The 18,377-nt window shown below is 69.2% G+C and carries 11 protein-coding genes; 7 read left to right on the top strand and 4 right to left on the bottom strand.

Annotated elements, in window-relative coordinates; translation table 11 throughout:
- Positions 1-5: 5 nt before the first annotated feature.
- The 7 genes from PotMrB4_RS05255 to glyA all read left to right on the top strand — a co-directional run bounded on the left by PotMrB4_RS05255 (position 6) and on the right by glyA (position 12,939).
- The gene (locus PotMrB4_RS05255) at positions 6-716 is read left to right on the top strand and encodes a fimbrial biogenesis chaperone (protein ID WP_172432705.1); all 711 of its coding nucleotides are present in this window, start codon (positions 6-8) and stop codon (positions 714-716) included.
- A 66-nt stretch (positions 717-782) separates the two neighbouring features.
- The gene (locus PotMrB4_RS05250; protein ID WP_172432704.1) at positions 783-3,197 is read left to right on the top strand and encodes a fimbria/pilus outer membrane usher protein; all 2,415 of its coding nucleotides are present in this window, start codon (positions 783-785) and stop codon (positions 3,195-3,197) included.
- Positions 3,198-3,210: 13 nt separating this feature from the next.
- Complete coding sequence (locus PotMrB4_RS05245) at positions 3,211-4,206, top strand: fimbrial protein (protein ID WP_172432703.1); 996 nt, start codon at positions 3,211-3,213, stop codon at positions 4,204-4,206.
- 7 nt (positions 4,207-4,213) lie between these two features.
- Positions 4,214-5,176, top strand: coding sequence for an AraC family transcriptional regulator ligand-binding domain-containing protein (locus PotMrB4_RS05240; RefSeq protein ID WP_172432702.1), 963 nt, complete (start codon positions 4,214-4,216; stop codon positions 5,174-5,176).
- Between the two features lie 289 nt (positions 5,177-5,465).
- A complete protein-coding gene (locus PotMrB4_RS05235) occupies positions 5,466-9,581 on the top strand; it encodes a sensor domain-containing protein (RefSeq protein WP_449405566.1) in 4,116 nt (1,371 codons plus the stop codon).
- 123 nt (positions 9,582-9,704) lie between these two features.
- Complete coding sequence (locus PotMrB4_RS05230; protein WP_172432701.1) at positions 9,705-11,585, top strand: tetratricopeptide repeat protein; 1,881 nt, start codon at positions 9,705-9,707, stop codon at positions 11,583-11,585.
- A 100-nt stretch (positions 11,586-11,685) separates the two neighbouring features.
- Positions 11,686-12,939 (top strand): serine hydroxymethyltransferase, encoded by a 1,254-nt coding sequence (glyA, locus tag PotMrB4_RS05225; RefSeq protein ID WP_107328847.1) that lies wholly within the window; start codon positions 11,686-11,688, stop codon positions 12,937-12,939.
- A 245-nt stretch (positions 12,940-13,184) separates the two neighbouring features.
- Here glyA and PotMrB4_RS05220 read toward each other — a convergent pair whose 3' ends face one another.
- The 4 genes from PotMrB4_RS05220 to yjiA all read right to left on the bottom strand — a co-directional run bounded on the left by PotMrB4_RS05220 (position 13,185) and on the right by yjiA (position 18,144).
- Positions 13,185-15,575 carry a TonB-dependent receptor gene (locus PotMrB4_RS05220; RefSeq protein WP_172432700.1) on the bottom strand — a complete coding sequence of 797 codons (2,391 nt, stop codon included), beginning with the start codon at positions 15,573-15,575 and terminating at the stop codon, positions 13,185-13,187.
- A gap of 64 nt (positions 15,576-15,639) precedes the next feature.
- Positions 15,640-16,575 (bottom strand): DUF4880 domain-containing protein, encoded by a 936-nt coding sequence (locus tag PotMrB4_RS05215; RefSeq protein ID WP_172432699.1) that lies wholly within the window; start codon positions 16,573-16,575, stop codon positions 15,640-15,642.
- Complete coding sequence (locus PotMrB4_RS05210; protein WP_172432698.1) at positions 16,572-17,087, bottom strand: sigma-70 family RNA polymerase sigma factor; 516 nt, start codon at positions 17,085-17,087, stop codon at positions 16,572-16,574. Before PotMrB4_RS05210 ends, PotMrB4_RS05215 begins: the two co-directional genes overlap by 4 nt.
- A gap of 82 nt (positions 17,088-17,169) precedes the next feature.
- On the bottom strand, positions 17,170-18,144 hold the full coding sequence (gene yjiA, locus PotMrB4_RS05205) for a GTPase (protein ID WP_172432697.1): 975 nt from the start codon (positions 18,142-18,144) through the stop codon (positions 17,170-17,172).
- Positions 18,145-18,377 lie beyond the last annotated feature (233 nt).

The following is an 18,377-nucleotide window of genomic DNA, read 5'->3' as shown; positions in this document are numbered from 1 at the left end:
TCCACATGAAACGCATCCACATCTGGCTGGGCATGCTCGCCATGCTCGCACCTGCTTTCGCCCAGGCCGGCATTGTCATCACCGGCACCCGCGTGATCTACCCCGGCGAACAACGCGAGATCACCGTCCAGCTCACCAACAACGGCGATGTACCCGCGCTGACCCAAGCCTGGATCGACCAGAGCCCGAACATCGAGAACGCCGCCAAGGCCCGCAGCCCCTTCCTGCTCACGCCACCCGTGACCCGGGTCAACCCCGGCAAGGGACAGAGCCTGCGCATCCGCCTGATCGAGCAAAGCCTGCCTCAGGACCGCGAATCACTGTTCTGGCTGAACGTGCTTGAACTGCCACCCAAGCCGGCGGAGGGCACCGCCACCAACAAGCTGCAAATGGCCTTTGCCAGCCGTCTCAAGCTGTTCTATCGACCCAAGGGCCTGGGATCCCTTGAGTCCGGAATCCAGAACCTGCAATGGAAGGTGCAAGGCGATGAACTGGTATGCACCAACCGCGGCGCGTTCCACATCACCTTCGTCGACATCCGGCTGGGTGGGCAGGAGGTCACACTGGACAAGGGCTCGGCAATGGTCGCCCCTCAGGACACCTTGCGCCTGCCACTGAAGCAACGGGTACCCGGCTCCGCTGACACCTCCATCGACTTCAAGGTCATCAACGACTTCGGAGCAGACGCCACCCATACCGCCCGCCTGTCGCCCTGACGCTCGATGTGCCACGCCCCGCAGCGGTCCTGCCGCTGCCTGCCACCTGCAGTGCTGCTCGGGGGCATGCTGGCCCTGACAAGCCAAGGCCACACCGATGAGCGCGTCATCTTTGACGACTCCTTCCTGCCCCCCGAGGCCCGCAACTTCGACCTCAGCCAGTTCGAAGACGAAGCCCCAGTCGTGCCAGGGCACTACACGGTGGACATCCGCCTGAACGAACGGATAGCCCTGCGTCGCGAGATCGAAGTGACGACCGATACGCGAGGATCCTTTCCCTGCCTGCAGCCGGATCTGCTCCAGCTCATCGGCACTGACCCTGCCCACCTGCGCTCCATCGAGCCCGATACCTGCGGCCGCCTGGAAGACCAGGTGGACGGCGCCCAGGCGCGCTTCGACATGGCCGAGCTGGTGCTGGAGCTGCAGATCCCCCAGTTCGCCTTGCGCCGCAACGCCTATGACTATGTGGACCGGACCCTGTGGGACGCAGGCGTGACCGCCGCCATTCTCGGCTACAACCTCAACGCCAGCCGCCAGGAACAGACGGGCAGCCGCAGCGACAACCTGTTTCTCAGCCTGGACGGCGGCATCAACCTGGGCCGCTGGCGCCTGCGCCACCAGGGCTCCCAGACCTGGCAGAGCGATGTTTCCAGCGCCTATCGCAATGCCGCCACCTACCTGCAGCACGACCTGGACGACTGGGGCAGCCAGGTGGAGGTCGGCGAAGTCAACAGCAGCGGTCAACTGCTCCCCGGCGTACCGCTGACCGGCGTCCATTTGCGCAGCGATGCCAGCATGCTGCCTTACTCCCAGCGCAACTTCGCTCCGGTGTTCCGTGGTGTCGCCCGAACCCAGGCACGCATCCAGGTCTGGCAGGGCACCACCCTGCTGAAGGAGCTGAACGTCGCCCCTGGTCCCTTCGAACTGGATGACCTCACGCCCCCCGGACGCGGTGGTGATCTGGAGGTACGGGTCCTCGAAGCAGACGGCAGCGAGCAACGCTTCACCCTGCCCTACAGCCCTGCCGTCGAACTGCTGAGGCCCGGCCAGGTGCGCTTCAGCCTGGCTGCAGGCCGCCTGCGTGATGCCACGCTCAAGCGCCAGCCAATGGTGATCGATGGCGTTTTCAGACGTGGTGTTAGCAATCACACCACCGCCTACCTGGGAGGCCAGGCCAGCCCCGACTACACCGCACTCATGATCGGGGCGGCACTCAACACGCCAGTGGGCGCGCTCGCAGCCGACCTTACCCGCAGCCAGGCACACATCCACGGCCAGGACGAAACGGGCAACAGCCTAGGCCTGGCCTTCTCCCGCAGTTGGCCAACCGGAGGCCCCGCCATAGCCCTGGAACTGCGCCATGCTCCAACACCGGGCTACCAATCGCTGGCCAGTGCAGCCCGTCGCCAGGACCAACCCACCCCGCTCAAGGCGAACACCCGACCAGCCGGCTTGCGCGACAGGGCCAGCGCCACCCTGACCCTCGACGTCACCCAGGATGCACAGCTCAACGCCGGGCTGCTGCTGCAACGCGACTGGCAAACCCCAGGCTGGGCGCGGCAGTACCAGGTCGGCTATACCCATCGTTTCCGTCGTTTCAGCCTCAGCCTGGACACGGTCCGCGCGCGCGACGCCCAGGGCCAACCCGACGGCCAGACGCGGCTGAGCCTCAATATCCCGCTGGATGTCCGCTTCGGCGGCAGCCAGAGCCTCTCCGCTGCCTTCACCCGGCGCCGCGATGGCACCCACGACGAACGCCTGTCCCTGCGGGGCAGCGCAGGTGAGTCCCGCCAACTGGCCTACACCCTGACCACCAGCCGCAATAGCCAGAGCTCGACTGCGAGCAGCCTCGGCGGAAGCTATCAATCCTCACGGGCTCTGCTGAGCGGCGCACTGAGCCAGGGCGACGGCTACCGCACCACCGCCCTCGGCCTCAACGGCAGCCTGCTGGCCCACCCGGAAGGCATCACCCTGACGCCCATGCAGGGCGACACCTTCGCCGTACTGGTGGCTCCGGGCGGGACCGGCGCCCGAGTCGCCCAGCAACCTGGCCTGGCCCTGGACAGTCAAGGCCAGGCCGTGGTCGCCGGGCTTCAGCCCTACCAGATGAATGAACTGATCCTCGACCCCGCCGGTGCCGCCGACAGCGTCGAGTTCGAAGAAACCGAGCAACGCATCGCCCCCCGGAGTGGCGCGGTGGTGCTGGTGAAGTTTCCCACCCGTTCTGGCAGCGTCCTGCTGGCCCGGGGCCAGCTTCCCGACGGAGCGCCCCTGCCCTTCGGCGCCAGCCTGCAGGACGAACAGGGCCAAGCCCTGGGCGTGGTTGGCCAGGGTGGGCTGATCTACCTGCGCCTGGGAGACGAGCCCGGCGCTCTGCGGGCCAACTGGGGCCCTGGGGCAGACCAGCACTGCACCCTTCCGATACCACAACCGCTGCCTGCCGCCGACGAACCACCCCGCGACCTCACCTGCCACCCCTGACCCGGAGCCGATCATGCCGAACCTGTCTCCCCCTGCCCTGACCGCCTGGTTCTCCCTGTCGCTCATCGGCCTGCTGCCGCTCGTAGCCGTGGCCGACTGCCCGGCCCCCGCGGCAGCCAGCCGCCAGGTGCCATTTGGCGCGCCCGCCATCAGTCAACCACCCGCTGCACCGATCGGCACCGTCCTCTATGAACAATGGTTGCCGGTGCCCCAGATGGCTGACGACGGCAGCGGCCAGCCCCTGACCCTGGCCCTCACCCCGCGCCCCGCCCAGGCCCTCTGGCAGGACGCCCGCTCAGGCGAGTCACCGGTGTACCAGACCAACCTGCCCGGCGTCGGCGTGCGCTACAGCGCCCCCGATGGCAGTGCCCTGGCCACCGCGCGGGGCTCGGCCGTGATCCTGCAACTGGTGAAGACCGAGCCGACCCTGCAACCCGGCACGCTGGCCGGTGACCAGTTACCGGCCCTGGCGCTCTACTGCGGCCACAGCGAACTGGGGCGCACCGAGCTGAGCGGCAGCCTCAACCTCGTCAGCAGCACCTGCATGGCCACCGACGTCGACGTGCCCCTCGGCACGTTCCCCGCCAGCGCCCTGGCCCAGCCGGGCGATGCCACACCCTGGGTCGACTTCGCCGTGCGGCTGGTCAACTGCCCCCCGTTCCATGGCACCCGTCGACTCTTCGACGGCCAGGCCGGCTGGCAGCAGAACGACATCGGCATCGCCCTGCGCCCCAGCGACGGTGCTGTGGACGCCGCCCGAGGCCTGATGCGCCTGAGCCCCGGCCCCGACAGCGCCCAGGGCGTGGCCATCGAGGTGCGCCAGCGTTTCGAAGGGCAGGCGGGACCCGCGCCTCTGGACAATCGGGTGGTACGAGGCGTGCTGGCATTGACGGACACCCCCGGGCAGTCGTACGCCTTTCCCTACAGCGCGCGTTATCTAAGGCTGAACGAACCGTTCAACGCCGGTCTCGCCAACGGCGCGTTAGTGTTCACCCTCATCTATTACTGACATGCCGATGACCGACACGACCCAGGGGCGGGTGATCGCCGCCAGCCTGCTGCTGGGCTGCCGCCATTTGCTTCCTCCCCTCGCCCAGGCGCTCGGACACGGTCCGGACGCCTTGCTGCCGGACTCGCACTGGTCCCTGGATGACTTTCTCCACCTCTTGCAGCGTGCCGACGAGGGCCCACTCCCCCAGATCGGCCTGCACCAGGGCACCCTGCTGGACATGTGCGCACTCGGCCTCTATGGCCTGGCAGTACAGAGCGCCAATACCTTCGGCGAAGCGCTGATGTGCGCCCAGCGCCATCTGGCCTCGCTCGTCACCCCCGCCCGGCTCGACCTGCGGCTCGATGCCCGTGGCCTGGTGGTCGACTTCCGCCTGCTGTCCAGGGGAACGGCCAGCAGCCGGCAATTCGACGAACTCTTCCTGGCCCTGCTGGCCAATGCCCTGGCCCCGCTGACCCACCCGCCGACCCAGGCCCTGCGCCTTGAGCTGGCCCACCCCGCACCTTACGACGAACGGCTCCACCGGCAGGCCTTCGCCTGCCCTATCGCGTTCGAGCGCCTGCACAACCGCCTGCACTTCCCCCGCGCCGCCCTCGAGCGGCCATTACGCACAGCCCAACCCGCCCTGCACCAGCACCTGCTGGCCTACCTCGGCCAACCGCCGCACTCCGCCTCGCTACCCCTCGATATCCCCCATGACGAGGACGAACGCTGGGAGTGGGTCAAATACCAATTACGCGCTCGCGGCCACAGCCTGGCCGAGGTGGCCCGCCAACTGGGCGTCTCCAGCGCGGCGGTGAAGAACGCCAAGCGCCAGCCCTATCCACGGGTCGAACGGGCCATCGCTGCGCTCCTGGAACTGGCGCCGGCACAGATCTGGCCGGAACGCCGGCACCCCACCTTGGGAACAACCGGCCCGTCCACTGCGTCCAAAGTCCGAACGACGGTAGCGCGCGACGAAGAGGACTGATCGGGGCCCCGTTCGCACGCCAGCCGAGGGCATTTCCCGCCGTGGCGCGCCGGTGATTGCGGCCCGCCGGACGCTCGTCGGCTGTGCTGGCACTTTGCCGCAACCCCAGGCATGCTAGCCCGCTTTCCCCAGACAACCCCGACCAGCCCGTTCGGCCTTCGCGCCGATGGATCAGGATTGCCCCGTGCCCGACATGTCGCCCGCCCTCACCCACCGCGCGCCCGGAGAGCCCCAGGGGCCCGCCCTGCAGCGCTCGGTCAAGGGCCTGCTCGGGGTGCTGGTGGTGATCATGATCGGGCTGCTGTTCTGGCAACTGCTGCAGGAGTACCACCGCCTGCAGACCGATCAGCGTCAGTACGACCGCACGCTCGCCGAGCAACTGGCGCGCCAGCTGGAAAGCACCATGGAGCAGGAAGCCGAGGCCGGCCTCGCCCTGCTGCAGTACAGCGGTCGAGAGATCAGCGAACCGGCCCTGCTCGACAGCCTCCATGTGCTCTACCCACAGATGCACAGCATCGTCCGGGTCTCGCCCCGGGGCGGCGTGCTCGACGACAGCGCCCCCGGCAGCGACGACAGCCTCTACATCGCTGCCCTGGCCCATCGAAGCGCCGGCCAGCCCTACCATTTCGCTTTCACCGCCGAGGCCGGCGGACTGATCTACCTGCTGCTCCACGACGGCCAGGGGCGCAGTTGGGCGCTGCGCCTCGACGCCTCCGTACTGCAAGACTGGCTGCGGGAGCGCAGCCTGAGCTGCGGCTGGCTGCTGGAAGACCGGCTCAACCAGCGCGTGCTGATCCATGGCGGCACCGAAGCGGACCCGAGCAAACCCACCGGCGTCCCCCTCACCGCCGAAGAGCAGGCCCAGACCCTCGCCCAACTGCCCCTGGCCAACAGCGACTGGCAACTGCGCGCGCTGTACGACGAGCGCCAGGCCCGCGCAACGATGCTGCCCGGCCTGATCGGCAAGCTCGCCCTGTTCTCCGTCTGCGCCGCCATGGCCCTGCTGGCGCTGTTCGTCCTGCAACGGGAGCAACGCAGCCTCAAGGCCCTCAACGACGCCTCGCGGCGCTCCCTGCGTCAGGCCGCCAGCGCCCTCGGAGTGATCGAAGAGCGCGTGGTGGTGACCTGGACCGACGGCCTGGTGTGCTACCTCAACGCCCAGGCTGAAGCCATGTTCGGTCTCAGCAGCGAGGACGCCCAGCAGGTCCACCTGCTGGCCCTGCTACCCAACCTCGACCCGCTGCTGCTGCACACCATCCACTACAGCCAGGACCTCGGGCCCGACCTGGTGCAGGTCAGCGTCGGCACCGTGCAGCGGCTGTTCACCGTGACCCGCAGCGACCTCAACGACGGCGCCAAGCTCATCGGCTACGTCTGGGTCCTGCGTGACGTCACCGAGGAGCAGCAAGCCCTGCGGGTACTGCAGGAGACTCGCCGGCGCTACCAGGAAATCTTCGAAGGCACCGGCGTCGCCCTCTGCGTGCTCGACCTCGCCAGCCTGCGCGAGCACCTACTGCACAACGGCATCCGCGACGCCCAGGCCCTGGAGCACTGGCTGCAGGACCACCCCGAGCGCCACTTGCCGCTGCAACAGCGCCTGCGGGTCACCGAGGTCAACCAGTTCGCCCTGCGCCTGCTGGGTGCGCGTAACGCCGACCAGGTCTGGCAACTGATCATCGGCGACCGCCCACTGCGCCCCGGCGGCATGCGCATGCAGCTCATCGCCGCCGTGCTCGGCACCCAGCAGCAGTTGGAGCTGGAAGCCCGCATCGTCACGCCCCAGGGTGTGGAACGGCACCTCTGGGTGGTGCTGCGCATGCCCGAGATGATCCAGGACCTGCACGCCGTCACCCTCAGCATGAGCGACATCACCAGCCGCAAGCGCATGGAACTGTCGCTGATCGAGCGCGAGCGCTTCTGGTCCGACGTGGTGCTGGCGGTGCCCGACACCCTCTACGTCCACGACATCGGCGCACGCCGGGTCATGCTCAGCAACAACCGCCTCGGCCAGCAGCTCGGCTACAGCGCGCGTGAACTGCGGGAAATGGGCGAGCACTTCTGGGAGCAGATCCTCCACCCCGACGACCAGGAGCAGTACACCCGCATGCGCAGCCTGCAGCAGGTGGTCAGCGACGGGCAGCTGCTGCAATGCCTGCTGCGCTGGCGCCACCGCGACGGCAGCTGGCACTGGTTCGACATCCGCGAGCAGGCCCTGACCCGCGACGACCAGGGCCGGGTCAGCCGGCTGATCGGCGTGGCCAAGGACATCACCGAACAGATCGAAGCCAGCGAGCAGATGCGCGACAGCGAGCGGCGCTACCGCCTGCTGGCCGAGAGCATCAGCGACGTCATCTTCACCAGCGATCGCGAACTGAAGCTCAACTACATCAGCCCCTCGGTGCAGCCGGTGCTGGGCCTGAGCCCTGAATGGGTGATCGACCACGGCTTCAACGGCACCGTGGCCAACCCGCGCCAGCTCGCCTCGCTGTTCGTGCTGATGGACAAGGTCAACCACGCCCTGGGCGACCCCCAGCGCCTGGCGGAACTGCGCAGCCAGCTGCCGCCGCAGCTGTTCCTGTTCGACTGCCTGCGCGCCGATGGCCGCAAGATCCCGGTGGAGCTGCGCATCATGCTCATGTGGGACGAGCACGGCCGCTTCGAGGGCCTGCTCGGCGTCGGCCGCGACATCAGCCAGCAGCGCCGCGCGGAGAAGGACCTGCGCATGGCGGCCACGGTGTTCGAGCACTCCACCTCGGCCATTCTGGTCACCGACCCGGCCGGCTACATCGTCCAGGTCAACGAAGCCTTCACCCGCATCACCGGCTACCAGTCCGCCGAGATGCTCGACCAGCTGCCCTCGATGCTCACCGCCGACCGCCAGCAGGCCACCCAGCTGGACTACATCCTGCGCCAGCTCAACCAGCGCGGCAGCTGGGAGGGCGAGATCTGGCTCAAGCGCCGCGCCGGCGACCACTACCCCGCCTGGGTCGGCATCACCGCCGTGCACGACGAGGAAGGCGACCTGGTCAGCTACGTGTGCTTCTTCAGCGACATCAGCGAGCGCAAGGCCAGCGAGCAGCGCATCCACCGCCTCGCCTACTACGACGCCCTCACCCAGCTGCCCAACCGCACCCTGTTCCAGGAGCGCCTGCACACCGCCCTGCAGCACGCCGAGCGGCGCGAGGAATGGGTGGTGCTGATGTTCCTCGACCTGGACCGCTTCAAGCCGATCAACGACTCCCTCGGCCACGCCGCCGGTGACCGCATGCTCAAGGACGTGGCCGTACGCCTGGCCGATTGCGTGGGTGACGACGACACCGTGGCGCGCATGGGCGGCGACGAGTTCACCCTGCTGCTGTCGCCCTGCACCGGGCGCGAGACGGCCTTGAACCGGGCCATCACCGTCGCCGAGCAGATCCTCTCGCGCCTGGCCCGGCCCTTCGTGCTGGAAGGCCGCGAATTCTTCGTCACCGCCAGCATCGGCATCGCCCTCGGCCCGCAGGACGGCCACGAGCCGAGCCAGCTGATGAAGAACGCCGACACCGCCATGTACCACGCCAAGGAACGCGGCAAGAACAACTTCCAGTTCTACCAGGCCGAGATGAACGCCCGTGCCCTGGAGCGCCTGGAGCTGGAGAGCGACCTGCGCCACGCCCTGGAACAGCGCGAGTTCGTCCTCTACTACCAGCCGCAGTTCTCCGGCGACGGCAAGCGCCTGACCGGCGTCGAGGCCCTGCTGCGCTGGCGCCATCCCGAGCGCGGCCTGGTACCGCCCGGCGAGTTCATCCCCGTGCTGGAGGAACTGGGCCTGGTGGTGGAAGTCGGCGACTGGGTCCTGCGCGAGGCCTGCCGCCAACTGCGTGCCTGGCACCAGCGCAAGATGCGCCTGCCCAAGGTCTCGGTGAACATCTCCGCCCGCCAGTTCGCCGACGGCCAACTGGTCCAGCGCATCTCCGGCATCCTCGCCGAGAGCGGCCTGCCGCCCGCCTGCCTGGAGCTGGAACTGACCGAGAGCATCCTCATGCGCGACGTGGCCGAGGCCATGGAGATCCTCGCCAACCTCAAGCGCCTCGGCCTGTGCATCGCGGTGGACGACTTCGGCACCGGCTACTCCTCGCTCAACTACCTCAAGCGCTTCCCCATCGACGTGCTGAAGATCGACCGCAGCTTCGTCGACGGCCTGCCCGACGGCGAGCGCGACGCGCAGATCGCCCGCGCCATCATCGCCATGTCCCACAGCCTCAACCTCGCGGTGATCGCCGAAGGGGTCGAGACCCACGCCCAGCTCGACTTCCTCCGCGAGCACGGCTGCGACGAAGTGCAGGGCTTCCTCTTCGGCAGGCCGATGCCCGCCGACCAGTTGGAAGCCCAGTTCGGCGGCGCCGCGCTGTTCATGCTCAGCTGAGCCTGCGTTTCGTGACCCGCGGCCGGGCCCCGGCCGCCCGCCTGCCGTAAGATCGCGCCACCCGCACCGCCACCGTCCTACCTCGCGCCATCGACCGGCACACGACACGACAAGGAGCCCCGCATGTCCTGGTGGAAACGCTTCCTCCGCGCCCCGCACGCCACGCCCGCCACCGACAGCGACCACGACGCGCCCGAGGCACCCGAGGCCACCGGCGGCAGCATCGAATTGCGCCAGGGCACCGCCGAGTACGAGCACTTCATCACCCTCGCCGAGCTGGAGCAGGGCAACCTCGTCCACGGCGCCGAGCACCTGGCGGAGCTGCTGCGCTACGCCCCCGGCAACTCTGAATGGCTGGCCCTGGCCGAGCAGTACCGGGCCCGCGTCGGCCGTCCGGCCGACGCCGAGCTGCTGCCCATCGGGGAGCAGCGCTACTACGCCAGCGAAGCCCTGCGCAGCTGGCTCATGGCCCGCGAAGAGCGCCTGCCGGAGGCCGTCGACCTGCTGCTGCAGGTGATCGACGTCGCCCCGGGCACCGACTACCTCAACGTCTGGGCACTCGGCTGGCTGGAGCCGGCCGGCGCCCTGGAGCGACTGGACCCGGCGCTGCAGATGCGCCTGTTCTCTCGGGTCATCCAGGCCACCCCGGAGGCCCGAGAGGCCAGCGTCCGCCAGCTCACCGCCGCGCGCCGCTGGGCCGCCCTCGCCGGACGGGTGACGCCCTCCCCGGACCTGGCCGCGCAGTGGCCCATGCTGCACATCGGCCTGCTGCGCCGCGCCGCCTGCTTCGAGCAGGCCCTGGCGCTGGCCGACCTGGCCAGCGCCGAGCGGGACTGGCACCTGGCCGTCGCCCGAGGGCTGCTGCTGCGCCAGCAGGGGCGGGCTGCCGAGGCCGACATCGCCTTCAGCCTGGCGGTGCGCCAGCAACCCGAGGAAATCAGCGCCTACCTGGAGGCCGGCGACACCTGGCTGGAGCAACGGGGCTGGGCCCAGGCCAGCGGCTGGTACGAACAGGTACTGGCCCGCCAGCCCGAGCATGACTGGGCGCAGCCGTCGCTGGACTACTGCCAATGGCGGGCCAGCGGTGACGACGCCCGGCTGCAGCGGGTGATCGACGCCGCCCGGGCCGGCAACGAGCGCGCCTACCAGCTGTGGTTCCTCGCCGCCGGTGCCCCGCCGGAGCCGAGCGACGCCAGCGCCAACGTGCTGCGGCAGATCCGCGAAAAGCTGCTGGAGGGGGCCTTTTCCGGCTCGGCCAACGACCGCATCAGCCTGCGCACCTCCTCCCTGGAGGCGCCCAGCAACACCCTGGCCATCGCCCTCGAACTGGCTGCCCACGGCCTCACCGGCTGCACGGTGGAGGTCACCACCGAGGCCATCGCCCACCCCGATCCGCGCCAGCCGCTGGGCCCGGTGGACCACCTGCTGTGGTGCTACGAAGGCGACCAGCCCAGGCCCGCCCTGCCGCCGCCCGGCGAGCGGGTCAGCGCCCTGATCGCCGGCCTGGCCGCACAACCCTACGCCCGCAGCAACTGGGCCCAGGCCAGCCATGTGGCCGCTGGCCTGGACGAGGACGAGGCCCTGCAGGTGCTGGCGTGCCTGGTGCACCCGCCGGCGGTGCCCGACCGCTCGACCCCCGCGCTGGTCTGGCTGACCCGCGTGCAGACCGCCGCCGCCCAGGTCCTCGCCCAGCTCGACGGCGGCTGGGAGGGCTCGCGTCGCCGCGCCCTGCTGCTCAGTGCCCTGTTCGGCCCCACCGACTGGACCACGGTGGCCGCCATCCGCGCGCTCGCCACCCTGGCCCAGGAGGAGCCCGCCCACGCCCTGGCGATCCACACCGCCTTCGAGCAACTGGAGCGCCAGCGCCCCGATGCCGGCTACTGCTGCTGGCTGGAGCCGCTCTACGAATGCTGGCAGCAGCTGCCGCTGCTGGCCGACCACGAACGCGAGGCCCTGCAAGGAAAGCTCGCCGAGCTGCACGGCGCAGAAGAGGAATCCGCGTGAGCGCCACTTGTCTGTCGCATGACCGACCTTCATGTGTCAGCCAGCGACCTATGGGTTAGAATGCGCGCCTTTCCACGTACCGATCCCTGAGAGGACCGCCATGTTCAGCCGTGATTTGACCCTCGCCCGCTACGATGCCGAACTCTTCGCCGCGATGGAGCAGGAAGCCCAGCGCCAGGAAGAGCACATCGAACTCATCGCCTCGGAGAACTACACCAGCCCGGCGGTGATGGAAGCCCAGGGTAGCGTGCTGACCAACAAATACGCCGAGGGTTACCCGGGCAAGCGCTACTACGGCGGTTGCGAGTACGTCGACGTGGTCGAGCAGCTGGCCATCGACCGCGCCAAGGAGCTGTTCGGCGCCGACTACGCCAACGTCCAGCCCCACGCCGGTTCCCAGGCCAACGCCGCCGTCTACCTGGCCCTGCTGTCGGCCGGTGACACCATCCTCGGCATGAGCCTGGCCCACGGTGGCCACCTCACCCACGGCGCCTCCGTCTCCTCCTCCGGCAAGCTGTACAACGCCGTGCAGTACGGCATCACCGACGCCGGCCTGATCGACTACGACGAAGTCGAGCGCCTGGCCGTCGAGCACAAGCCGAAGATGATCGTCGCTGGCTTCTCCGCCTACTCCCAGGTGCTGGACTTCGCCCGCTTCCGCGCCATCGCCGACAAGGTCGGTGCCTACCTGTTCGTCGACATGGCCCACGTGGCCGGCCTGGTCGCCGCCGGTGTGTACCCGAACCCGGTGCCGTTCGCCGATGTGGTCACCACCACCACCCACAAGACCCTGCGCGGCCCGCGCGGCGGCCTGATCCTCGCTCGCAAGAACGAAGAGATCGAGAAGAAGCTGAACTCCGCCGTCTTCCCCGGCGCCCAGGGTGGCCCGCTGGAACACGTGATCGCCGCCAAAGCCGTGTGCTTCAAGGAAGCCCTGCAGCCCGAGTTCAAGGCCTACCAGCAGCAGGTCCTGAAGAACGCCCAGACCATGGCTGGCGTGTTCATCGAACGCGGCTTCGACGTGGTCTCCGGTGGCACCCAGAACCACCTGTTCCTGCTGTCCCTGATCAAGCAGGACATCACCGGTAAGGACGCAGACGCCGCCCTGGGTCGCGCATTCATCACCGTGAACAAGAACAGCGTGCCCAACGACCCGCGCTCCCCCTTCGTCACCTCCGGCCTGCGCATCGGCACCCCCGCCGTGACCACCCGTGGTTTCAAGGAAGCCGAGTGCCGCGAACTGGCCGGCTGGATCTGCGACATCCTGGAGAACATGGGCGACGAGTCCGTGGTCGACCGCGTGCGCGAGCAGGTCAAGGCCATCTGCGCCAAGTTCCCGGTGTACGGCAACTGATTGCCTGAACGGTGAACGAGAAAGCCCGGCACCTGCCGGGCTTTTTTGTGCCTGTCGTACACGCCCTGGGGCCGCTACGCAGCCCTTGGCGAATGAATTCGCCCCTACAGGCATGGGGCTTTTCGGGGCGTAGGATGGATGGCGCTTTTTCCATCCACCGGGGGTGTTGCCGGCAGCTCCGATGGTGGGCTGAAGCCCACCCTGCACGCCATCCCGTAGCCCGGGCTTCAGCCCGGGAACGCCCCTCAGAATCCCAGGGTCGCCGACACCAGCCAGGTGCGCGGGGTGGAGAGGGTAAGGCCGGTGGCGGTGCCGTCGGGGACGTTGGCGGAGGCCCAGTAGGCCTTGTCCATGACGTTCTCCACGCTGGCACGCAGGGTGACGTCCGTCTCGCCGACGCTGAAGGCGTAGCGCGCGCCCAGGTCGTAGCGCTGCCAGGCATCGGCCTTCTGGGTGTTGGCCTGGTCGAGGTACTGGGCGCCGGTGTGGATGGCCCGTGCGGTCAGGGTCAGCCCCTGGACCTGGGGCAGGTCCCATTCGAACCCCAGGTTGGCATTGACGATCGGCGCCCCGACCGCGCGGTTGCCGTCGTTGGTGCCATTGGCGGTGCGGGTCAGTTCGGCGTCCAGCAGCATGGCGCCGCCGAGAATGCGCACGCCCTCCAGCGGTTCGCCGAACAGGTTCAGCTCCACGCCCTGGTTGCGCTGTTCGCCGTCGGGCCGCAGGAAGCCGTTCTCGGTGTAGTAGGCCGGCTTCTCGATGCGGAAGACGCTGAGGGTGCTGGTCAGGTTGCCCATGTCGTACTTGATGCCGGCCTCCACCTGCTTGCTGCGGTAGGGGGCGAACACCTGGCCGGCGTTGTTGGCGGTCTCCGGCGCGGTCTGGCCCTGGGTCAGGCCTTCCATGTAGTTGGCGTAGAGCGACAGGGACTCGGTGGTGCGCCAGACCACGCCCAGGGCCGGCGAGGTGGCGCGTTCGTCGTAGCGCTGGTCGGGCTCGCCGGGTTCGGAGCTGTCCACCTCCACCCGCTGCAGGCGCGCACCGAGGGTCAGCAGCACCTGGTCGTCGGCGAAGCCGAGGGTGTCGGCCAGGGCCAGGCTGCTGAGCACGCTCTCGGTGTGGGTGGGGTTGTCCGGGGCGGTGGGCGTGCCCGGCACCGGCAGGGTCACCGGGTTGTACAGGTTGCTGACGCCGTTGGCGTAGCGCGCGCCGCTGTTGTCGAAGGTCATCTCGTAGCGGTTGAGGCTGGCGTTCAGGGTGTGGTTGACCGGGCCGGTGGCGAGCCAGTGACGCAGGCCGACGGTGGCGGTGCGCACGTCCTCCTCACGCTGGAAGGCGCGGGGGCTGACCACGAAGCGCCCGGCGTCGTTGGTGACCTGCACGGCATGGCGGAGGAAGTCGTAGTCGCCCTTGCGCGCGCCGACGGCGGCATAGAGCAGGGTGGAGTCCCCCAGGTCGTACTCGCCACGCAGGGCACCGAAGGTGTCCTTGGCGCGGGAGTAGGTCCAGGGCTGGGCGAAGTTGTCGTGGATGTCCTTCGGGTCGGGCACCTTGACCCCGGCGTTCAGGCCGACCCGCTCCATGGGGCCGTCCACGTCTCGGGTCTGCCGCCCGAGGTCGAGGGACAGGCGCACGCGCTCGGCACGCAGGTCGAACCCGAGCACGGCAGAGTCGCGGTCCAGGTGCTGGTGGTCCCATTCGGTGTCGCCGGACTGCTTCACACCGTTGAAGCGCAGGCCGAAGCGCTGGTCCTCGCCGAAGCGCCGGCCGATGTCCACGTGACCGCCCAGTTGCCCGGTGGAGGCCTGCATGGCGGTGAATTCGGTGACCGGGTCGGCCCCGGCGCGCTTGGGCTCGATGTTGATCGAGCCGCCGACGCTGCCGTTGGGCGCCAGCCCGCCGAGCAGGGCGCCCGGGCCCTTGAGCACGTCCACCCGCTCGACCATCTCCATGTCGATGGAATAGGTGGGCAGCACGCCGTACAAGCCGCCGAAGGCGACATCGCTGTTGTAGAGGCTGTAGCCACGGATGGAAAACTGCTCGAAGCGCCCCGCCGAGGGGTTGGTGCTGCGCACCGAGGGGTCGCTGGCGACCAGGTCGGCCAGGGTACGGGCCTGCTGGTTCTTCACCATCTCGCTGGTGTAGGAGGTCTGGCTCAGGGGCGTTTCCAGGAAGTCCCGCTCGCCCAGCAGCCCGAGGCTGCCGCGGCGCGACACCTGCCCGCCGGCGTAGGCATCGCCGCCCATCCCGACGCCTTCGCCGGTGACGGCGATGGTCGGCAGCTCCTCGGCCCCCTCGGCACGCGGCGGCAGGCGTTGCAGGGTGTAGCCCGCCTCCCCGGCCGGCAGCAGCATCAGCCCCGAGCCCCGCAGCAGGGCATCAAAGCCCTCGTCGATGCCGTATTCACCCTGCAGCCCGGGGCTGTCGAGCCCGTCCACCAGTGCCGGGTCCACGGACAGGCTCACGCCGGCCTGGCCGGCGAAACGGGTCAGGGCACTGGCCAGGCTGCCCGCAGGCACCTGGTAGCTGCGCCGGGCGCCGTCATCGGCCCAGGCGCTGGGCAGGCCGAGGGCCAGGAAAAGGCTGGCCCGCAGCAGGTGCCGGGCCAGGGGGAAGGACGGGGAACGGGAGGTCATGGAAGGCTCTCTTTTTCGTGTTGTCTCCTGGGATGACAAGCGACGCGAAAAAAAGGGACAGCCTTCACCCGACATGGGCACGCGGCACCAGGGAGACCCAGTAGCGCGTGCGGTAGTGCACCTCCAGCGGCAGGGTGGCGGCGAGCAGTGCGAGCACGCGGTCGGTGTCGTTGAGGCGGAAGGTGCCGGTCACCGGCAGCGCCTCCAGTGCCGCGTCCCAGCGCAGCAGGCCGGGGCGGTAGCGATCCAGCTCGCGCAGCACGGCGCCGAGGGGACGGTTCTCGACGATCAGCACCCCCTGGCGCCAGTCGGGCTGCTCGGGGTCGAAGCGCGTCACCGGCGTGGTGCCTGTCGGGAGCAGGCCGGCACGCTGGCCCGCAGACAGCGCCACCACCTGCCCCGTCGCAGGGTGCAGGCGAACCGTGCCCGCTTCCACCGACACCAGGCAGCCTGCCTCCAGTTGCCGCACGCAGAAGCGCGCTGCGTCGGTCAGCAGCCGCCCTTCGGCCCGCTCGACCCGTAGCGGGCCGGGGGTTTCCACGGCGATCTCGCCCGCCACCAGCTCGATGACGCCGGGGCCGAGGTTGACCGCGCTGGCGGTGTTCAGGTGCAGGCGGCCACCACCGGGCAGGTCGACGTCGCGACGCTCACCGGTGGCGGTGCGCAGGTCGGCGCGCCAGCTGGCCACGGGCGCCTGGCGGTAGGCCAGCCAGGCTGCCGGGGCGAGGGTGGCGAGGCCCAACACCTGCTTGAGCACGCGGCGTCGGCCAAGGTCGGGGCGGTCCAGGCTGGCCAGGGCCAGGGGCGCGGGCAACCCGGCGAAGCGTTGGCGCAATGTCTCGGCCCGTTGCCAGGCAGCCTCGTGGGCCTCGCTGAGGGCGCGCCAGTGCTGCAGCGCAGCCGCTTGCTCCGGGCCCAGCCCGCCGGCGTCCCGGAGCACCAGCCATTGCGCGGCCTCGCGGGCGATGCGCCGCGCCGGTTCCGCAGCGTGGGCGCTCACAGCTCCACCAGCAGGCAGTGCTCGTAGGCACGCGCCATGTAGCGCTTCACCGTGCGCTCGGACACCGCCAGGCGCTCGGCGATACGGGCGTAGTCCAGCCCTTCGAGCTGCGACCAGAGGAAGGCCCGGCGCACCGCCAGGGGCAGGCCGTCCAGCAGTTCGTCGAGGGCGTGCAGGGTTTCCAGCACCAGCCAGCGCTGCTCCGGCGACGGCACCTCGGCCTCGGGCAGGCAGGCCAGGGCGTCCAGGTAGGCCTGTTCGAGGCTGCGGCGCCTGTGGTGATTGATCAGCAGGCGGCGGCCGATGGTGAGCAGGTAGGCGCGTGGCTCGGCCAGGGTCGGCAAGGTGCGCTGCTGGTGGGCCGCCAGCACGCGGACGAAGGTGTCCTGGGTCAGGTCGGCGGCATCCCAGGCATTGCCCAGGCGGCGCCGCAGCCAGCCTTCGAGCCAGCTGCGGTGCTCACGGTAGAGCGAACCGGGGGTGTCGCCGGGTGCCGCTACGGCATCGGTCATACGGGGCACGCCGAAAGAGGAAAAGAATCAAATGCGAGTGATTCTATTTACTTTCAAGCGGCATTCCAATCACCGATGACGCTCAGTGGGCGGCGGCTTCGAATCCGGCGCGGATCTCGTCTTCCGGGAGGTTGTCACCGATGAAGACCATCACGCTCTCGCGCGGCTCGTCCGCCTCCCATTCGCGGTCCCAGTCGAAGCCGTACAGGCGCAGTACGCCCTGGAACACCAGGCGACGGGCTTCGCCGGCCACTGCGAGCACGCCCTTGTAGCGCAGCAGGGCGTTGCCGTGGCGCTCCAGCAGGCCTTCCATGAAGGCGCTGAGGCGCTCCATGTCCAGCGGCCTGTCGCTCTTGAGCACCAGGGTGCCGATGCGGTCCGGGGTGGCGGCCGGGCGCACGGGGCGCAAGGTCAGCACGGGGCCGATGTCGGCGTTGAGGTTGAAGCCGCGCACGTCCAGCAGTTCGGCCAGGTCGATGCGACCGTGATCGACGACGCGCACCGGCGCCCGGCGGTTGATCCGCGAGAGACGCTGGCTGAGGGCGTCGAAGTGCGCCTCGTCCACCAGGTCGCGTTTGCTCACCAGGATGCGGTCGGCGAACCCCACCTGGGCCTGGGCGATGGGTTCGGCCAGGTGGCGCTCGGCATTCACGGCGTCCACCAGGGTGATGATGCCGTCCAGCACGTAGCGCTCGCAGAGGGCTTCATCGGCGAAGAAGGTCTGCGCCACGGGCGCCGGGTCGGCCAGGCCGGTGCACTCGATCACCAGGCGGTCGAAGGCCAGTTCGCCGGCATCCAGGCGCTCCAGCAGGAGGAACAGGGCCTTTTCCAGCTCGACGTGGATGGAGCAGCAGACGCAGCCGTTGGCCAGGGTCATGACCTGCACGGGCTCGTCGCCCAGCAGCTGGCCATCGATGGGCGTCTCGCTGAATTCGTTCTCGATCACCGCGATCTTCAGGCCGTGCTCGGCCTTGAGGATGTGCTTCAGGAGCGTGGTCTTGCCGGCACCGAGAAAGCCGGTGAGCACGGTGACGGGGATGGGGAGGTGTGCGGACATCAGGGCATTCCTCAATGTGGCGGTGACCTGCGCGGAAGGCAGGCCATGGGTGTTTCGGCGGTGCGCGGAGCAGAAAGAACAGCGCCACGACGAGTCGTGGCGCGTGGGTAACTATCAACCTGTCTCGCCAGGCGTCGCGAGCGCAGGCAGGTTGGTGGCGACCAGCGCGCAGGAACCGCAATGTACTCCAGTACATGAGGATTCCGAGCACTGCCCGCCTCCAAGATGCCAAG

Origin of the sequence: Metapseudomonas otitidis (assembly GCF_011397855.1) — a bacterium.
In the GTDB taxonomy this organism is placed as follows: domain Bacteria; phylum Pseudomonadota; class Gammaproteobacteria; order Pseudomonadales; family Pseudomonadaceae; genus Metapseudomonas; species Metapseudomonas otitidis.
Note: the sequence above shows the minus strand (reverse complement) of the source record. Positions and strands in the feature narration are given on the sequence as shown.

Excerpts from the sequence above, each read along its gene's own strand:
- PotMrB4_RS05255 (WP_172432705.1), top strand. The coding sequence starts at position 6 with ATGAAACGCATCCACATCTGGCTGGGCATGCTCGCCATGCTCGCACCT.
- PotMrB4_RS05220 (WP_172432700.1), bottom strand. The coding sequence starts at position 15,575 with ATGACCTCCCGTTCCCCGTCCTTCCCCCTGGCCCGGCACCTGCTGCGG.
- PotMrB4_RS05245 (WP_172432703.1), top strand. The coding sequence starts at position 3,211 with ATGCCGAACCTGTCTCCCCCTGCCCTGACCGCCTGGTTCTCCCTGTCG.
- glyA (WP_107328847.1), top strand. The coding sequence starts at position 11,686 with ATGTTCAGCCGTGATTTGACCCTCGCCCGCTACGATGCCGAACTCTTC.
- PotMrB4_RS05250 (WP_172432704.1), top strand. The coding sequence starts at position 783 with ATGCTGGCCCTGACAAGCCAAGGCCACACCGATGAGCGCGTCATCTTT.
- PotMrB4_RS05230 (WP_172432701.1), top strand. The coding sequence starts at position 9,705 with ATGTCCTGGTGGAAACGCTTCCTCCGCGCCCCGCACGCCACGCCCGCC.
- yjiA (WP_172432697.1), bottom strand. The coding sequence starts at position 18,144 with ATGTCCGCACACCTCCCCATCCCCGTCACCGTGCTCACCGGCTTTCTC.
- PotMrB4_RS05235 (WP_449405566.1), top strand. The coding sequence starts at position 5,466 with ATGATCGGGCTGCTGTTCTGGCAACTGCTGCAGGAGTACCACCGCCTG.
- PotMrB4_RS05210 (WP_172432698.1), bottom strand. The coding sequence starts at position 17,087 with ATGACCGATGCCGTAGCGGCACCCGGCGACACCCCCGGTTCGCTCTAC.
- PotMrB4_RS05240 (WP_172432702.1), top strand. The coding sequence starts at position 4,214 with ATGACCGACACGACCCAGGGGCGGGTGATCGCCGCCAGCCTGCTGCTG.